Below are 15,349 nucleotides of genomic sequence, written 5' to 3' on the forward strand. Positions count from 1 at the left end.
TGAGTGAGTTACAGGAGATTTGGCTTTGCCACGTTGCAGGTCAAGAGCACCACTCTGGAGAGTGGTGCCACCTTTACACAGAGAAACCCCCGGGTGGTGGGACCCGGGGGTTCAGGGAGTTGCGGGGCGCTCGTGCTCCGGTCTTTCAGGAGCCGCGGACGCGGAGGGTGGGACTCGGCGTCGCGATCGATGCCCCGCAGGTGGTGGGCTGGGAGTTGTGTCGTTCACGGTCGTTATATCAGAGGCGTGCCGTCGGCGTGGGCGGCGTGGGTGGACGCGTCGCGGATGCTCCTCCGTGGGGTGCTTTGGCCGAGTGTGGGCGGCCTTGGGGCTGTCCCTGCCCCATCACACCGGTGAGTGTGACGCACGTCGAGTGGAGCGGCGAATCGCGGGGCTGATGAGTGTCGGGGTCGATCCTCGACGCCCGTCACCAGCATGTATCCATCCTGTTGCTGACCCTTGTGTCCCTCCTGCTGGCCGCGTGCTTGTGACGGCACGCCTCTGATGTGAACGATCTGGAAACGAGACGGAGTTCCGAAGTGACGAAGTAGGAAGCACAGGCAGCGGGACGCCTGTGCCATGTGAGATTTCAACTGCAGCCCATGCTGTTGCCGCAGTTCAGGCACTTGTGGCAGGTGCCCGAACGAACGGTGACGTTGCCACAGATATCGCAGGCGGGGGCGTCGCCCATGCTCTCCATCGCCACCGAGAGCGTGGAGGAGGCGGTGACCTGGGTGCCTGTGATCTCGACCGACGAAGACTCAACGATCACGGTGCGCGAGGCGGAGGTGATGGCCGCGTCGTCGGCGTGGTCGTCGGCCCAGTCGTCGTCGACCGAAGGCGGGGCGACAAAGCGGGAGGCGTCCTCGGTCGCCGGCGGGGCGCTCCAGTCGGAGCGGGGCTGGAACTCGATGACGCTGGAGGGCTTGGGGGAGGACTCACGCTTGGGGGCGTACTGCTCGCGGAAGCCGGGGATGAACTGCATGCCCATCCAGCGGAAGATGTAGTCGACGAGGCTCTGGGCGATGGGGATGTCGGAGTTGGTGGTCATGCCCGCCGGCTCGAAGCGCTGGAAGGAGAACTTGCCGACGAGGCTGGAGACAGGGACGCCGTATTGCAGGGCGACGCTGGTGGCGGTGCCGAGCGAGTCCATGAGGCCGCCGATGGTGGATCCTTCCTTGCTCATGGTGATGAAGAGTTCGCCGGGCATGCCGTCGTCGTAGAGCCCGACGGTGAGGTATCCCTCGTGCCCGGCGACGTTGAACTTGTGGGTGATGGAGCGACGCGTGTCGCTGAGTCGGCGGCGCATGGGCTTGTGGACGATCTGGATGATGGGCTCAGGCGCCTGGATCGAGGAGGCCGGCGTCGCCACAGCCGGGGCGAGGGCACCAGAGGTGGTAGGGTCCGGGCGGAGGTCCTTGGAAGGCTCGTCCTTCTTCGTCTCCTTGGCCGAGTCCTTCTTGAGTTCGTTCTTGGCCTCGTCGGCGGTAGCGGAGAGGGGCTGGCTGAGTTTGCAGCCGTCGCGATAGAGGGCGTTGGCCTTCAGCCCGAGTTCCCACGAGAGGCGGTAGCACGACTTGATGTCATCGACCGAGGCCTCGTTGGGGAGGTTGATGGTCTTAGAGATCGCGCCGGAGATGAAGGGCTGGGCGGCGGCCATCATGCGGATGTGCCCCTCGGCGGCGATGAAGCGCTTGCCGAGTTTGCCGCACTTGTTGGCGCAGTCGAAGATAGGAAGGTGGGCGGCTTTGAGGTGCGGCGCGCCCTCGATGGTGGCCGTGCCGCAGATCGCGAGGTTGAGGGCGCTGATGTCGTCGTCGGAGAGGCCGAGCGCGGCGAGGAGATTGAAGGACGAGTCGGCCTTGGCGGCTTCGGGGGCGATGCCGCACGCCCGGAGCGAATCCTCCGAGAGCGACCACGCCGAGAAGGCGAAGAGAAGTTCGAAGACGCCCGGGAGCGAGGCCTCGATCGCGTTGAGATCAACCGTGGTGACGCCGCGATCGGCGAGGAACTTGCGGAGGGTGCCCGTGCCGCTGGGCAGCGGCGTGTTGAGCGTGAGCGTGCCCAGGATGTAGGTCATGATGTCGCGGACGTGGAGCGGCGAATACGCGAGCGCGTGCAGGGCCGGCTCGACGGACTCGTTGGCGATCTTGAAGTAGCCGCCACCGGCGAGTTTCTTGAACTTCACGAGGGCGAAGTCGGGCTCAACGCCCGTGGTGTCGCAATCCATGAGCAGGCCGATCGTGCCCGTGGGCGCGATGACGGTGGTCTGGGCGTTGCGATAGCCGTGCTTTTCGCCCAGGGCGAGGGCGTCGTCCCAGACGGTGGTGGCGCGCTTGAGGAGGGCGTCGGTGTTGGCGACGCGGAGCGTGCCGGCCTTGCGACTCTTGGTGATGAGGTCGTGGTCGATGGGGACGGGGCGGATGGTAAGGTCGATGTAGTCCTTGCTCGTGCGCGACGTGCCGTGGGCCGCGAGGCGATGGTTCTTGATGACGCGGAGCATGGAGTCGCGGTCGTCATCGAAGCCCGGGAATGGACCATGCTCGCTGGCCATGAGGGCGCTCATGCGATACGAGCGGCCTGTGAGGATCGACGTGAGTGTGGCGCAGATGGCGCGGGCCTCGTCGGAGTCGTAGGGGATCCCCGCCTGCATGAGCATGGCGCCGAGATTGGCATAGCCCAGGCCGAGGGTGCGGAAGCGATACGAGAGTTCGGCGATCTGCTTGCTTGGGAAGGCGGCCATGAGGACGCTGATCTCGAGGACGATGGTCCAGAGATCGACGCCATGCTCGAAGCGCTCGTGGTCGAAGGTGCGGGCCTTGTCGTCATAGAAGCGGAGGACGTTGAGCGAGGCGAGGTTGCAGGCGGTGTTGTCGAGGAACATGTACTCGCTGCAGGGGTTGCTCGCGTTGATGCGGCCGGCGCTGGGGCAGGTGTGCCAGGCGTTGATGGTCGAGTCGAACTGGACGCCCGGATCGGCGCAGCGCCACGCGGCGAAGCCGATCTGGTCCCAGAGGTCGCGGGCGCGATAGGTGTGCGCCACCTTGCCGGTGATGCGCCATGTCGTGTCCCACGAGGTGTCCTTGTCGATCGCCTCGAAGAAGGAGTCGGGGATACGGACGGAGTTGTTGGAGTTCTGACCGCTGACGGTCTGGTAGGCCTCGCCGTTGAAGTCATAGTTCAGCGTGAGTTTGAGTTCCTCGCACTGCTTGGCGACGCCGGGGTCGTGCTTCTTGAGGAGGCGCAGGCCCTCGACCATCGCCTGGACTTTGATCTCTTCGCGGACCTTCCAGTTGATGAACTCGGCGATGTCGGGGTGGTCCATGTCGAGGCAGACCATCTTGGCGGCGCGGCGTGTGGTGCCGCCGGATTTGATCGCGCTTGCGGCACGGTCGCCGATGCGAAGCCAAGACATGAGCCCGGAGGACTTCCCGCCGCCGGAGAGTTTCTCGCCGTCGCCGCGGAGGTGGCTGAAGTTGGTCCCGGTGCCGCTGCCGTATTTGAAGAGTCGGGCCTCGCGCACCCAGAGGTCCATGATGCCTCCTTCGTTGACGAGGTCGTCATCGACGGACTGGATGAAGCAGGCGTGGGGCTGGGGGTGGGTGTAGGCGTCGTCGGCGAGTTTGGGCGTGCCGGTGTTGGGGTCGACGATCCAGTGGCCCTGGGCGGGCCCGGAGATGCCATAGGCGTAGTTCAGCCCGGTGTTGAACCACTGGGGGCTGTTGGGCGCGCACATCTGGTGGACCATCATGTAGACGAGTTCGTCGTAGAACGCCTGGGCGTCGTCGGCGGAATCGAAGTAGTTGTGCGTCTCGCCCCAGTAGCGCCAGCAGCCGGCGAGGCGGTGGATCACCTGCTCGGCGGACTTCTCCGGGCCGGTCTGCGGCTTGCCGGACTCGAGGATGGGCTTGATGGCGCCGGCGGTGTCCCGCGCGACGCGCCCGGCGGACGTGAACTCGCACTGCGGCACGCCGGCCTTGCGGAAGTACTTGCTGACCATGATGTCCACGGCCAACTGCGACCACGACTCGGGGAGCCAGGCGTCCTTCATCTCGAAGACCACCGACCCGTCGGGGTTGGTGATCCTGGAGGAGCGCTTGGCCCACTTCACAGAGTCGAATGCATCCTGGCCTTTGGTGGTGAACTTTCTCGTGATCTTCATGATTCTGTGGCCTTCCTGCGTCCGTGCTTCAAGGAACCTTTGGAATCGGCATTCGTGATTCGTGATTCGGCATTCGTTGCCGAACTCGCGGCTTTGGGCGATTGCATGTGTCGAATGAGGCCCGCGAGCACCTTGCTGACATCGTTCCAATCGGCATGCAAACTCTCGTGACCTCGTGTCGTGATGTATCCCATGTCACGGGCGAGTTGCAGTTGTGTGTCGAGTTCGAACAGGCTTCCTCGGGCAACTTTCAGGAATCGTGTGTAGTCGACTCGACTGCCACGCCCAAATCCTTCGGCGATGTTGCTCGGAACCGAGACGGCCGAACGACGCATCTGCGATGCAAGTCCAGCTGCTTCACGCTGCGGGAGCGTGTTCGCAGCCTTCATCACGCGGTTCGCAAAGTCCATAGCCAATTGCCAGGCCCTCAAGTCTCGATGGGAACGGATGCTGCTCACGCGTCACACGAATGCCGAATCACGAATCACGAATGCCGATGCCTAATCAACCCTCGGCAACGTTAATCCACCCTGATCCTGATACTTCCCACCCTTGTCCGCGTAACTCTTCTCGCAGACCTCGTCGGCCTTGAGGAAGATGAACTGGGCGATGCCCTCGTTCGCGTAGACCTTCGCCGGCAGCGGCGTGGTGTTGGAGATTTCGAGCGTGACCTTGCCGCGCCATTCGGGCTCGAGGGGCGTGACGTTCACGATGAGGCCGCAGCGGGCGTAGGTGCTCTTGCCGACGCAGACGACGAGGATGTCGCGCGGGATCTCGATGTACTCGACGGTCTCGCAGAGGGCGAAGGAGTTCGGCGGGATGACGACGTGGTCGAGCCCGAGTTTGGCCGTATCCACCTCGACCATGAGGTCGTCGGTGAAGCGCTTGGGATCGACGACGGCGACCTGCCCGGTCTTGGGCGTGGGCGTGAAGATCTTGAAGTGGGTCCCGACGCGGACGTCGTAGCCGTAGGAGGAAACGCCGAAGGAGATCTTGCCCGGGCGCTTGACGGCGTCCTCGAAGGGTGTGATCTTGACCTGCTTGCGGATTTGTTTGTCGGAGAGCACGCCCACGCTGTCCACCCGTGTCCCTGTTAGGCGATCGGTGCCGTGGTCCCACCCGTGGCGTCGATCGCGTCGTCTCTGTCTGTCGCCGTCGCGGGCGTTGGTGGCTCGCGACCTACGGTGATGTGCGGCGTTCGAGGTTTGGATTTGACCCTTGGTGAGGGAGTCCGATTTTCGAACACAGTACGATCGTAGTCCTAACAAAATGAACAGAATATCGCGTGCTCGGGCGTGATTGACGTCCGAGAACTCGTTATTCTGGCCTCGCGTCCTGCGAACCCCGTGATGTGGGGCTGCCCGTTGTACCGGCGGAGCAGGTTTGAGGGGGGCAAGCATACCACAACAGATCGTACATGCAAGGGTAGTGAAGTACAAAAGAATGTGGGTTTCCTGTCGGGAAGTTGTCCATAGGGCGCAAGAGTGGCACGAAACTGGATTTGCGCGGTGTGGATTTGGTGAAGATTTGTTTCTGAGTTGTCCCGAAAGCGCAGTGTTCGTGCGTACACAATGCGAACATTGCTGGAATTGAATATTGCGCGTTGGGTGCGGTTGTCGGCGGTAGCATGTTGGTGGATTTCGAGTCGGCACACACGTGGTGCACGGCTTGGACGGGTGCGTGTCGCGTCGAAAGCGCGATGTGCCATGGGCCTTGCAGGCCCTCCTTTGGGAGTCGATCGATGCGGGTGATTCGAGTTGGTGTCGCGTGCGCACTAGGGACCCTGGGCGTATTGCTCTCAGGATGTGGCGGCGGTGGCGGGAAGGCGAAGCCCGTGACGCCTGTGGTGCGCGCGGTGCCCGATGCGTTGCGCGGGACGATCGGGACCGAGGCGACGATCCGTGGCGCGCAGCCGCAGTTGGTAAGCGGGTTCGGGATCGTGGTGGGGTTGAACGGCACGGGCGGGAAGCCTCTGCCCGACAAGATCCGGGCGACGATGGAGCGTGAGATCCAGATGCGGAGCATCGGGCCCGATGGGTCGATCGCGCCTGGGTCAAAGATCCGATTGAGCGATCCCAACGTGGCGGTAGTGGTGGTGCAGGCGGCGATCCCGCCCGGCGCACCCGACGGCGCGACGTTCGACGTGGCCGTCTCGGCGGTGAACGCGGACAGCCTCGAGGGCGGTCTGCTGTACACGACGGCGATGCGGATCGGGGCGCCCTCGCTGCTGGGCTCGCGACAGACGCGCGAGATCGGCGAGGCGCGAGGGCCGATCTTTCTCAATCCGTTCGCGGATCCCGGACGCGAGGATGAGGGCGTGACACGGACCGCAGGGCGAATCCTGGGCGGCGGTCGCGTGACGAATGCTCTGAAACTGGAACTGGTCCTCGACAACGCGAGCCACGGACGGGCGACCGCGATGGTCGAGGCGATCAACTCGCGGTTCCCGGCCTCGCGCTACGGCGACCGCGACGAGGTGGCCCGCGGGCGCGACGCGTCGAGCATCGCGCTGCGCGTGCCGTCGTGGTATAAGGATCGGGCGTCGGAGTTCCTGGAACTGGTGGGGCACCTGGCGATCGATCGACGGGCGTCCGAGCAGCGGGCGCGGCAGTATGTAGAGGCGCTCAAGGCCGAGCCGGTGCTGGCGTCGGAGTTGTCGTGGTGCCTGGAGGCGATCGGGGACAAGGCGCTGCCGTATTGCCGGGAGATGTACGAGTATCCCGAGTTGAATCCCCGTCTGGCGGCGTTGCGGGCGGGCGCCCGGCTTGGGGACGTCCGGACGGCCGAGCCTTTGATGAAGATCGTGACCTCGAGCAAGGGCCTCGAGCGGTTGGACGCGATCGCCCTCCTGTCTGATCTGAGCGGCCCGAATATCGATCTCTCCCTGAGGGGGCTCCTGGAAGACACGGACCTCGCGACGCGGATCGCGGCGTACGAGGCCTTGGCCAAGCGGGCCGAGAAGCGCCAGTTGGCGACGCTCGCCGGACGATATTTGCGAGGAGGGGCGGGGGAACTCTCGCCGGCGTATGTCGAGGAGTTGTCGAAGGTGGCGCTCCCCGCTGGTTCGATTGAGGGTGTCCAGCGGGAAATGGTCGCCGGGTCGTTCTTCGTGGACTACGTGCCCGTGGGCGATCCACTGGTGTATGTGACCCAGCAGGGGCGCCCCAGGATCGTGGTCTTCGGGAAGGATCTAACGCTCGACAAGCCGTTCCTGGCGTCGGCGTGGTCGGAGCGGATGATGCTGGTGTGCGATGGAGATGGCGGACCGGTCCGGGCGCTCTATCGCGACCCCGAGGGGCGTTCGACCAAGACCACCGTTCGAGGCGATCTCCGCGACCTGATCCGGATGTTCGCCCAGCATCCTTCCGTGGACGACCAGCGCCCCGGCTTCGCGCTGTCATACTCGGAGGTGGTGGGGGCGCTGCACGAGTTGCGCGGGTCGGGCGTAGGGCCCTATCGGTTCGCGACCGAGGACGATCGACTCCGCGGGTTGCTGGTGGCGGCGTCGAACACGCTGGCGGCGAAGGACCGCCCGGAGACCGCCGACGACGCGCCGCAGGCGGACGCAGTCGTGCCCGTGCTGGCGGATCGCGCGACGATCGAGGCGGCATCAGAGTTCCGCCCACGGATCGTGCCGATTCCACCCAAGAGCAAGTAAGGAGTCGTCGTTGGGGGGAATGCGTGTGTATGGTTGTGGACCCGCGGGGAGATCGGTTCTGGATGGACCGGTTCCGCGGATGATGTGCAGTCCCCGGGCGCGCGGTCTGTTGTGCGCCGGCCCGGGGCGCGACATGGAGGTTGCATGCGTCTCTCCAAGTTGACCCTCAGCGGCTTCAAAAGTTTCGCTGACAAGACCGAGTTCACGTTCGATGACGCGGTGACGGGGATCGTCGGTCCCAACGGCTGCGGGAAGTCGAACGTGGTGGACGCGGTGAAGTGGGTGCTTGGTGAGCGATCGAGCAAGAGCCTCCGCGGGCACGAGATGATGGACGTCATCTTCGCGGGCTCGGCTGGTCGCAAAGAGAGCGGGATGGCGAGCGTCTGCCTCTCCTTCGAGAACCCGGTGCTCCATGGCGAGGCGTTCCCGACGGGCGATGGCTCGCTCGGCGAGGCCGAAGTTGAAGGCGAGGTCGAGGACTCGAGCGGGGGTGAGGCTGACGCGGCTGCGGCCGTAAACGCGGGCGAGCAGGACGACCCGATCGTTCGACGGGACCGCAAGATCGGTCGAGCGCTGCCATATGACGCCGATGTCGTCGAGATCGAGCGTCGGCTGTATCGCAGCGGCGACAGCGAGTACCTGATCAACGGCCGCAAGGCGCGCCTCCGCGACATCCGCGAGTTGTTCATGGACACGGGCATCGGGGCCGACGCCTACTCGATCATCGAGCAGGGGAAGGTCGACGCGATGCTGCTCGCCAGCCCGCAGGAACGCCGCACGATCTTCGAAGAGGCCGCGGGGATCGCGAAGTACAAGCAGCGCCGCATCGAGGCGCAGCGGAAACTCGACCGGGCCGAGACAAATCTCAAGAGCACCCGCGAGCAACTCGAGAACACCGAACGCCGTCTTCGCATCGTGCGCGGGCAGGCGGCGAAGGCGCGGACGTTTCGCGAGTTGGACGTCGAGTTGCGCGCGTGGCGGATGGCGCTCGCCTTCGATCAGTACGACGATCTCGTCGAGCGGCTCACGGGCTTGACCTCGCGCCAGGAAGACCTCGACGGGCAGCGCCACGAGGCGGCCGAGGGACTGGCGACGGCCGAGGGTGCGCTCGCGGAGGCGGAGGCGAGGCGACAGGAGGTCGCGCGCGATCTGCGAGAGCGTGAGCAATTGCTGCAGAACGCGAAGCACGAGGAGGAGCAGGCGAGGCAGCGCGTGCGGATGCTGACGGCGTCGATCGAGGATGCAAAGCGCCAGCACGCGATCGATGAGCAGCGACTCAAGGAGATGCGCGAGCGCCAGTCATCGAGCGAGACCGATCTTGTCGATCGTCGCGAAGAGTTGGCGGCGCTCGCAGAGCGATTGGCCGAGGCCGAACGCACGCTGGAACTCGCCACACGCGAGCGGTCGGAAGCGATCGCGGCGGCATCGGACCTGAAGCGGTCCTTCACGGAAAAGCAGATCGCGGCGACACGCATCGAGCGAGAGCGACAGGGCGTGCTTGCGTCGCTCCAGGCCGAGCGGCATCGCGAGGAGACGGGTCGCGAGCAGTTCGAGGCCGCCAAGGCGAGGCGGGACCAGGCCGAGGGCGAGATCACGCGCGTCGAGTCGTCGCTGGATGACGCGAAGGCCGCGCTCGAGGAAAGCGTGCGTGTGGTGCGCGAGTCGGAAGCGAAAGTGCAGGACCTCGAGCAGTCCGTCGATCGGCTCGGCGCGGACCGTCGCGAGCGGGCAAAGCAGGTCGGCGTGCGCGAGCAGGAGCAGGTGCGCCTCTCCACGCGGGCGACGATGCTCAGCGCGATGATCGAGTCGCGCGAAGGGTTCGCCGAGGGCGTGAAGAAGGTGCTTGAGTCACGCGATCGCGGCGAGGGCTTCGACGGCGTGATCGGCACGCTCGCGGATCTCATCGAGATGCGCGGCGTTGGCGGGATGGGAAGAGGGGGAGATGGCGAGTCGAGCGGGGATGCAGGATTGTCCTTGGCGCTCGAGCAGGCGCTCGGGGCGGACCTTCAGTCGCTGGTCGTCGATTCCACGGACTCGCTTCCCACGCGCGAGGAGATGGCCGCGGCGGGCGTCATCGGTCGCGTGACGTTCCTGACGCTGCGCGGCGTGGGGTCGTTGTCGAGTGGCACGAGCGACGGCGTGCCCGTGCCACGCGTTGGCGATGCGCTGCTGGACGAGTTAGGGGCGGAGCCCGGGCGTTCGCGATTGGTCTATCTGCGTTCGCTTGTTGGTGTTCGTGCGGGCGAGGGTGGCGGCGACGCTCGCGAGGCTTCGGTGCACGAACTTCTGGATCGGCTGCTCGCGTCGACGTATCTGGTCTCGGACATGGACGCGGCGATCCTGCTGGCGGCGGGGCCGTTGTCGGGACGGCGCGTGCGATTCGTCACGAGCGAGGGCGGCGTGCTCGACGCGGATGGTCGCGTGACGATCTCCACGGGGGCCGAGGGCGGCGCAGCGGCCGGCGTCGGTCTGCTCGCTCGGCGTGCTGAACTCGAAGGCATCCAGGAATCGCTCCCGGGCATCGAGCAGGAACTCGACGAGGCGCGGAGCGAGTTGGAACGCCTGGACTCCGACGCGGCAGGGTTGAGCGCGGAGTTGGCCTCGGCGCGAGGCATCGTGGCTCGCCAGCAGCGGACGACTCTCGAGGCGCAGGCGTCGGTCGATCGATTGAATGCCGAACTCGGGCGGCTCTCACGCGAGCGGGAGAGTTTGTCACAGGAGTTGACGCAGGGTGAATCGCGACTCCTGGGTCTCACGCAAGCGATCGCGACGCTGGTCGCTAAAGGTGAGAGCCTGCTCGGGTTGTGGAAGGATGAGTCGTCGAACGCGTCGCGCCTTGAGGGCGAGGTGCAGGCGGCGCAGGAACAGGCTGAGGCGCTGCTCGAAAGAGCATCACAGGCGAAGGTCGAAGCGGGACGACTCTCGGAGCAGGTCTCGGCGGCCCGGCGTGAGTGCGGGCGGCTGGAATCCATGCGCGACGAACTCGAGCGGGCGCTCCTCGAGGTCGCGGGGCACGCGGAGCGCACGGCGGCACGCGTGAGCGAGCACGAGAGCGGATTGGTCGAGGCGAACACAACGATCGAGGAGTCTCACACCCTGGCCGAGAGGTTGGCGGGCGAGGTCACGTCGCTCGGTTCGGACGCGCGCGAGGCCCAGGAGGAGTTCGAACGCCTCGGCACGCTCGTCGGCGAGGCCCGCCAGGTGGCGCAGCGTCTCGAGCGAGATTGGCACAGCCTGGAGACCTCCAAGCGCGAGGTCGAGGTCAAGCGCGAGGCGACCGAGGATCGCTGCACGGCGGATCTCGGGCTGGACGTCAAGAACGAGCACCTGGACTATCGCGCGATGATGGCCGGGGGCGAGGTCTCACGGATCGATCCGCCCGAGGCGGCGCTCAAGATCGACTCGCTCCGCGAGCAGATCAAGAAACTCGGGCACGTGAACCTCGACGCGATCGATGAGGAATCGAACCTGTCCGAGCAGAACGACTCGCTCGTCTCGCAGTTGGCCGACCTGGACCAGGCGAGGACGCAACTCATCGAGTTGATCGAGAAGTTGAACGAGGTCAGCCGGGTGCGCTTCGGCGAGGTCTTCGACCTCATCCGCGAGAACTTCGGTGGCGCCGACGGCATGTTCCGCAAACTCTTCGGCGGCGGCAAGGCCGAGGTCCGCCTCATGCCGCTCATCAAAGAGATCGAGACCCCCGACGGGATCCAAAAGGTCGAGACGAACGAGACGGATCTCCTGGAGAGCGGGATCGAGGTCATCGCGAAGCCGCCGGGCAAGGAGCCGCGAGCGATCAGCCAGTTGTCGGGCGGCGAGAAAACGCTCACCGCCGTCGCGCTCCTCATGAGCATCTTCCGAAGCAAGCCCAGTTGCTTCTGCGTGCTGGACGAAGTAGATGCGGCCCTCGACGAGAACAACGTTGGCAGGTTCAACCAGGTCATCCGCCAGTACACGGACCGCTCGCACTTCATCGTCATCACGCACAACAAACGCACGATGCAGAACGCCGACCGCCTCTTCGGCGTGACGATGCAGGAACGCGGCGTCTCCACGCGGGTCTCGGTCAAGTTCGATCAGGTCGGGAAGGACGGCCGCATCGACGCTCGCGCCGCAGGCACGCCGGAACAGGAGCCGATCGGGGTCTCGACGCGGGCGGCAGGGGCGGAGGCGTTCCTCAACGGTTCGCGGGCAAAGGCCGATGCCGCCGGTTCAGCCTGAACTCGTGTGACCGAACGCAAGCGATAGAAGCACGTCATACACCCCTCGGTGGCCCGTCGATTCGGTTTGAAGTGTCTCAAATCGTGGATCGATCGGATCGGCCTGACGTGCCCGCATCGTCCAGGTGGCTCGTCGCCGAGCAAACATAGATCTCACGATTCCAGTTCGACCCAGTCAGTCGCCCATCACGAGGCCTCGATCAACGCCGCCGACGCGAGGCGAACAATCCGGCGAGGGTGAGCAACGCGACCGACGACGGAGCGGGGATCTGCACGACCCGGAATCCGAAGTCGCCATTCTCGTTCGTCGGGAGGGTGCGACGGCGGTTGGTGGCCCGCATAAAAGTCTCGTCGCAATCGAAGGATCCCCCCCGAATGCCGCGGTCCGTGCCCAGGAGGATCGAGTCGTTCCACTCCCAGAGGTTTCCGCCCTGGTCGAACGTGCCGTACGGACTCGCCGAGTTCTGGAACTCACCGCCGAGCGTGGTGTAGAAGGGGGAATCGATCGGGTAGGTGGGCGCCCCCGTGTAGTAGTTCGCGTTGTTGCCTGCGGAATCGACCAGGCTGCTGCCAGGTGTCGTGTTGCTCCCGGTGGGATAGAGCCAGTATCCCGCGTCGGTGCCTCCACCCATGGAGAAGGCGGCCTTGTACCATTCGTCCTCGCTCGGAATGGCCCATTGGGCGCCAGCGTTGCGGCCGACGGTGTTGCTCGCGATCCCCTCGGGAGTGAGGCTGTAGGCGCCATCCTCGGTGGTGGTGTGGTCCTGGCTGCCCGTGGGCTGCCCATTGTGAAGCCAGTTGGCGAATCTCGCGGCATCCCAGAACGAGATGTAGTTCACGGGTCGATTCTCAAACTCCGGCAGGACGCTGTAGGTGTATGTGCCACCAGAAAGAGCGCGGGCGATGCCGCTCCCGACGGAGATGCTCGCCATGCTCGTGTTGTAGAGGTTGTGCGTGTCCGTGCGGGCGACGGCGTTCAGGAACGCGGTGTATTGCCCGGCGGTGACCTCGTAGGTCGCGATGTTGTACGGATGCGCCACGGACCCAAAGCCGGTGATGTCGGCCGAGTTGCCCGCATCGCCGACGGGCACTGTGGGAATCGTGATCGCCGCCGAACCGATCGAAGCCCCAACCCACATGACGCTCATGAATGCGGTGACGCGAACACATTGATTCCAGGACATCCGAGAGCTCCACGGGACAAACAACGCCGTGTCTTGCCGTCGGCGTCGCGGGTCGGGATACTCTCAGCGTCCTATGAAAAAGAATGTAACCCATCACGCCCGAATGTCAAGGAGTTCCGTGGCGAACATGAGGCCAGTTGCCCCATCCAGCCCGGTGTAACTGCCCGGTGCCTCTATCCGACCCTTCCAACAAGGTCCGAGATCGAACCCACTCGCTGATCCCGCACCCATCGCTCGAGGCCCTTGATCACCTTGAGGGGCGATCGCGGGTCGGCGAAGGTGGCCGTGCCCATTTCGACCGCCATCGCTCCCGCGAGAATGAACTCCGCGGCATCCTCCCACGTCGTCACGCCGCCGACGCCAACGATGGGCGTCTGGGTGTCTCGCGCAATACCTACGAAGCAATCATGCACGAGTTTGACGGCGATCGGATGGATCGCCGGCCCTGAGAGCCCACCAGAGCCTCGTGAGAGTCGCGGCTTTCGCGTGTGGACATCGATGGCCATCGCGGGCACGGTGTTGGCAATGGCGAGCGCGTCCGCGCCGGGGCGTTGGTTGGGGCCGCCCGGATTGCCACGAGCCTCGATCGCGGCACGGGCGATGGCAACCACCCCCGATTCGCCGGTCGGCCCGCGATACCCCATGACCACCGGGCTGAGTTTCACGATGAGCCGCGTCGCGGTCAGCGCCTCGCGCACTCCGGCCACAAGGTCCCGCAGAAGCGCCTCGTCACTCCCAAACTCACACCCATGCGCGACATTGGGACACGAGACATTCAGTTCCACGGCCGGCACGCCGATCCGCCCGAACATCGCCGCGACCTCGACAAAGGCCTCGATGGACCACTCCGAGATCGACCCGATGATGGTCGTTGGGGCGGCCTTGAGTTTGGCGGCATAGTCGCGCTCGAAGGCGAGCATGCCGACATTGGCGAGCCCGATCGCGTTGAGCATCGCGGCGTGCCGCCGATCCTCGATGATCCGCCAGGTGGCGTTGCCGTCGCGAGGCTCTCTCGTGATCGATTTCGTGCACAGGCCGCCAAGCCGCGACAGATCCAGCACGTCGCCCAACTCGTCCACATACCCCGCCGTGCCCGCCGCCAGGATCACGGGGTTCTTCAGCCGCATCCCCGCAAGATCGACCACGAGTGGCGACGCGTTCTGTGATGGAGGCGAATGAGGACTCATCGGGCGTGTTCGGCGGCATCGACCACATTGAGCAGCAGCATGGCCACGGTCATTGGCCCCACGCCGCCGGGGACGGGGCTGATGTGGGAGGAGATGTCGCGGACCTGATCGAAGGCGACATCGCCCACGGTCCTGGTCTTGCCGGTCGCGTCGGTGACACGGTTGACGCCGACATCGATGACAATCGCCCCGGGCTTGACCATCTCGGCAGTGATGAGGCCAGGCACGCCCGCCGCCGCCACCAGCACGTCCGCCGTCCGTGTGATCGTTGGCAGAAATGGCGAGTACTTGTTGCACGAGACGACCGTCGCCTCGTGACGCATGAGGAGCACCGCGATCGGCTTTCCCACGACGTCGCCCGCACCGACAACCACGGCAATCTTCCCCCTCAAGAGCGGCGGTGTCGCCCAAGCGCCCAACCGACTCGCCTGTGGGTGACCCTCAGGGGCAAGCACCGACTCGATCATCTTGATGACCGCGAGGGCCGTGCACGGCGCGTGCGACGATCGCCCATACACCACGTTGCCGATGTTGGCGGGGTTCACGCCCTCGACGTCCTTGTCCGGGTCGATGAGGCGCTGGATGGAATACGGATCGACGCCCGCAGGGAGCGGCAGGTGCAGCATCACCGCGTGCACGTCGTCGTTTGTATTGAGCAAAAGGATCCGCCCCGCGATGTCGTCGTACGACGCGTCGGGCTTGAGCAGGTGCAGGCGATAGTCGATGCCCAGCGATTGGCAGGTCCTGGCCTGATTGTCGGCATACACACGCGCGGCGTTGTCCCCCGACTCGACGAGCACGGCATCAAGCCGAACCGGATCGCCCTTCGACTTGATCGTGGCGGCGCGGGCGGCGATGCGTTCGCGGTGTGATTTCGCGAGGGCGAGTCCGTCGATAAGGGCGGCGGGCATGGCGTGAGTGTACGGGGCAGGGGGAGG

8 protein-coding genes are annotated in these 15,349 nt (G+C 65.3%); 2 read left to right on the forward strand and 6 right to left on the reverse strand.

Annotation, left to right across the window (positions count from 1 at the left end; genetic code table 11):
- Positions 1 to 589: 589 nt before the first annotated feature.
- The 3 genes from IPK69_11645 to IPK69_11655 all read right to left on the reverse strand — a co-directional run bounded on the left by IPK69_11645 (position 590) and on the right by IPK69_11655 (position 5,562).
- Complete coding sequence (locus tag IPK69_11645; GenBank protein QQS08628.1) at positions 590 to 4,162, reverse strand: adenosylcobalamin-dependent ribonucleoside-diphosphate reductase; 3,573 nt, start codon at positions 4,160 to 4,162, stop codon at positions 590 to 592.
- Positions 4,159 to 4,551, reverse strand: coding sequence for a four helix bundle protein (locus IPK69_11650; protein QQS08629.1), 393 nt, complete (start codon positions 4,549 to 4,551; stop codon positions 4,159 to 4,161). The genes IPK69_11645 and IPK69_11650 overlap by 4 nt, the downstream gene beginning before the upstream one ends.
- 111 nt (positions 4,552 to 4,662) lie before the next feature.
- Positions 4,663 to 5,562, reverse strand: coding sequence for a dCTP deaminase (locus IPK69_11655; GenBank protein QQS08630.1), 900 nt, complete (start codon positions 5,560 to 5,562; stop codon positions 4,663 to 4,665).
- A gap of 434 nt (positions 5,563 to 5,996) precedes the next feature.
- On the opposite strand from IPK69_11655, the gene IPK69_11660 reads away from it, so the two are divergent.
- Both IPK69_11660 and IPK69_11665 read left to right on the forward strand, forming a co-directional pair.
- Positions 5,997 to 7,820 carry a flagellar basal body P-ring protein FlgI gene (locus IPK69_11660; protein ID QQS08631.1) on the forward strand — a complete coding sequence of 608 codons (1,824 nt, stop codon included), beginning with the start codon at positions 5,997 to 5,999 and terminating at the stop codon, positions 7,818 to 7,820.
- 144 nt (positions 7,821 to 7,964) lie between these two features.
- Positions 7,965 to 12,041, forward strand: a complete 4,077-nt coding sequence (locus tag IPK69_11665; GenBank protein ID QQS08632.1) for an AAA family ATPase — start codon at positions 7,965 to 7,967, stop codon at positions 12,039 to 12,041.
- Positions 12,042 to 12,240: 199 nt separating this feature from the next.
- On the opposite strand, the gene IPK69_11670 is transcribed toward IPK69_11665, so the two are convergent.
- The 3 genes from IPK69_11670 to IPK69_11680 form a co-directional block, all read right to left on the reverse strand.
- On the reverse strand, positions 12,241 to 13,224 hold the full coding sequence (locus tag IPK69_11670; protein QQS08633.1) for an SUMF1/EgtB/PvdO family nonheme iron enzyme: 984 nt from the start codon (positions 13,222 to 13,224) through the stop codon (positions 12,241 to 12,243).
- Between the two features lie 173 nt (positions 13,225 to 13,397).
- Positions 13,398 to 14,411, reverse strand: coding sequence for a dihydroorotate dehydrogenase (locus IPK69_11675; GenBank protein QQS08634.1), 1,014 nt, complete (start codon positions 14,409 to 14,411; stop codon positions 13,398 to 13,400).
- A complete protein-coding gene (locus IPK69_11680) occupies positions 14,408 to 15,322 on the reverse strand; it encodes a bifunctional 5,10-methylenetetrahydrofolate dehydrogenase/5,10-methenyltetrahydrofolate cyclohydrolase (GenBank protein ID QQS08635.1) in 915 nt (304 codons plus the stop codon). Before IPK69_11680 ends, IPK69_11675 begins: the two co-directional genes overlap by 4 nt.
- Positions 15,323 to 15,349: the final 27 nt, after the last annotated feature.

It is taken from the genome of Phycisphaerales bacterium (assembly GCA_016699835.1).
GTDB lineage: Bacteria > Planctomycetota > Phycisphaerae > Phycisphaerales > UBA1924.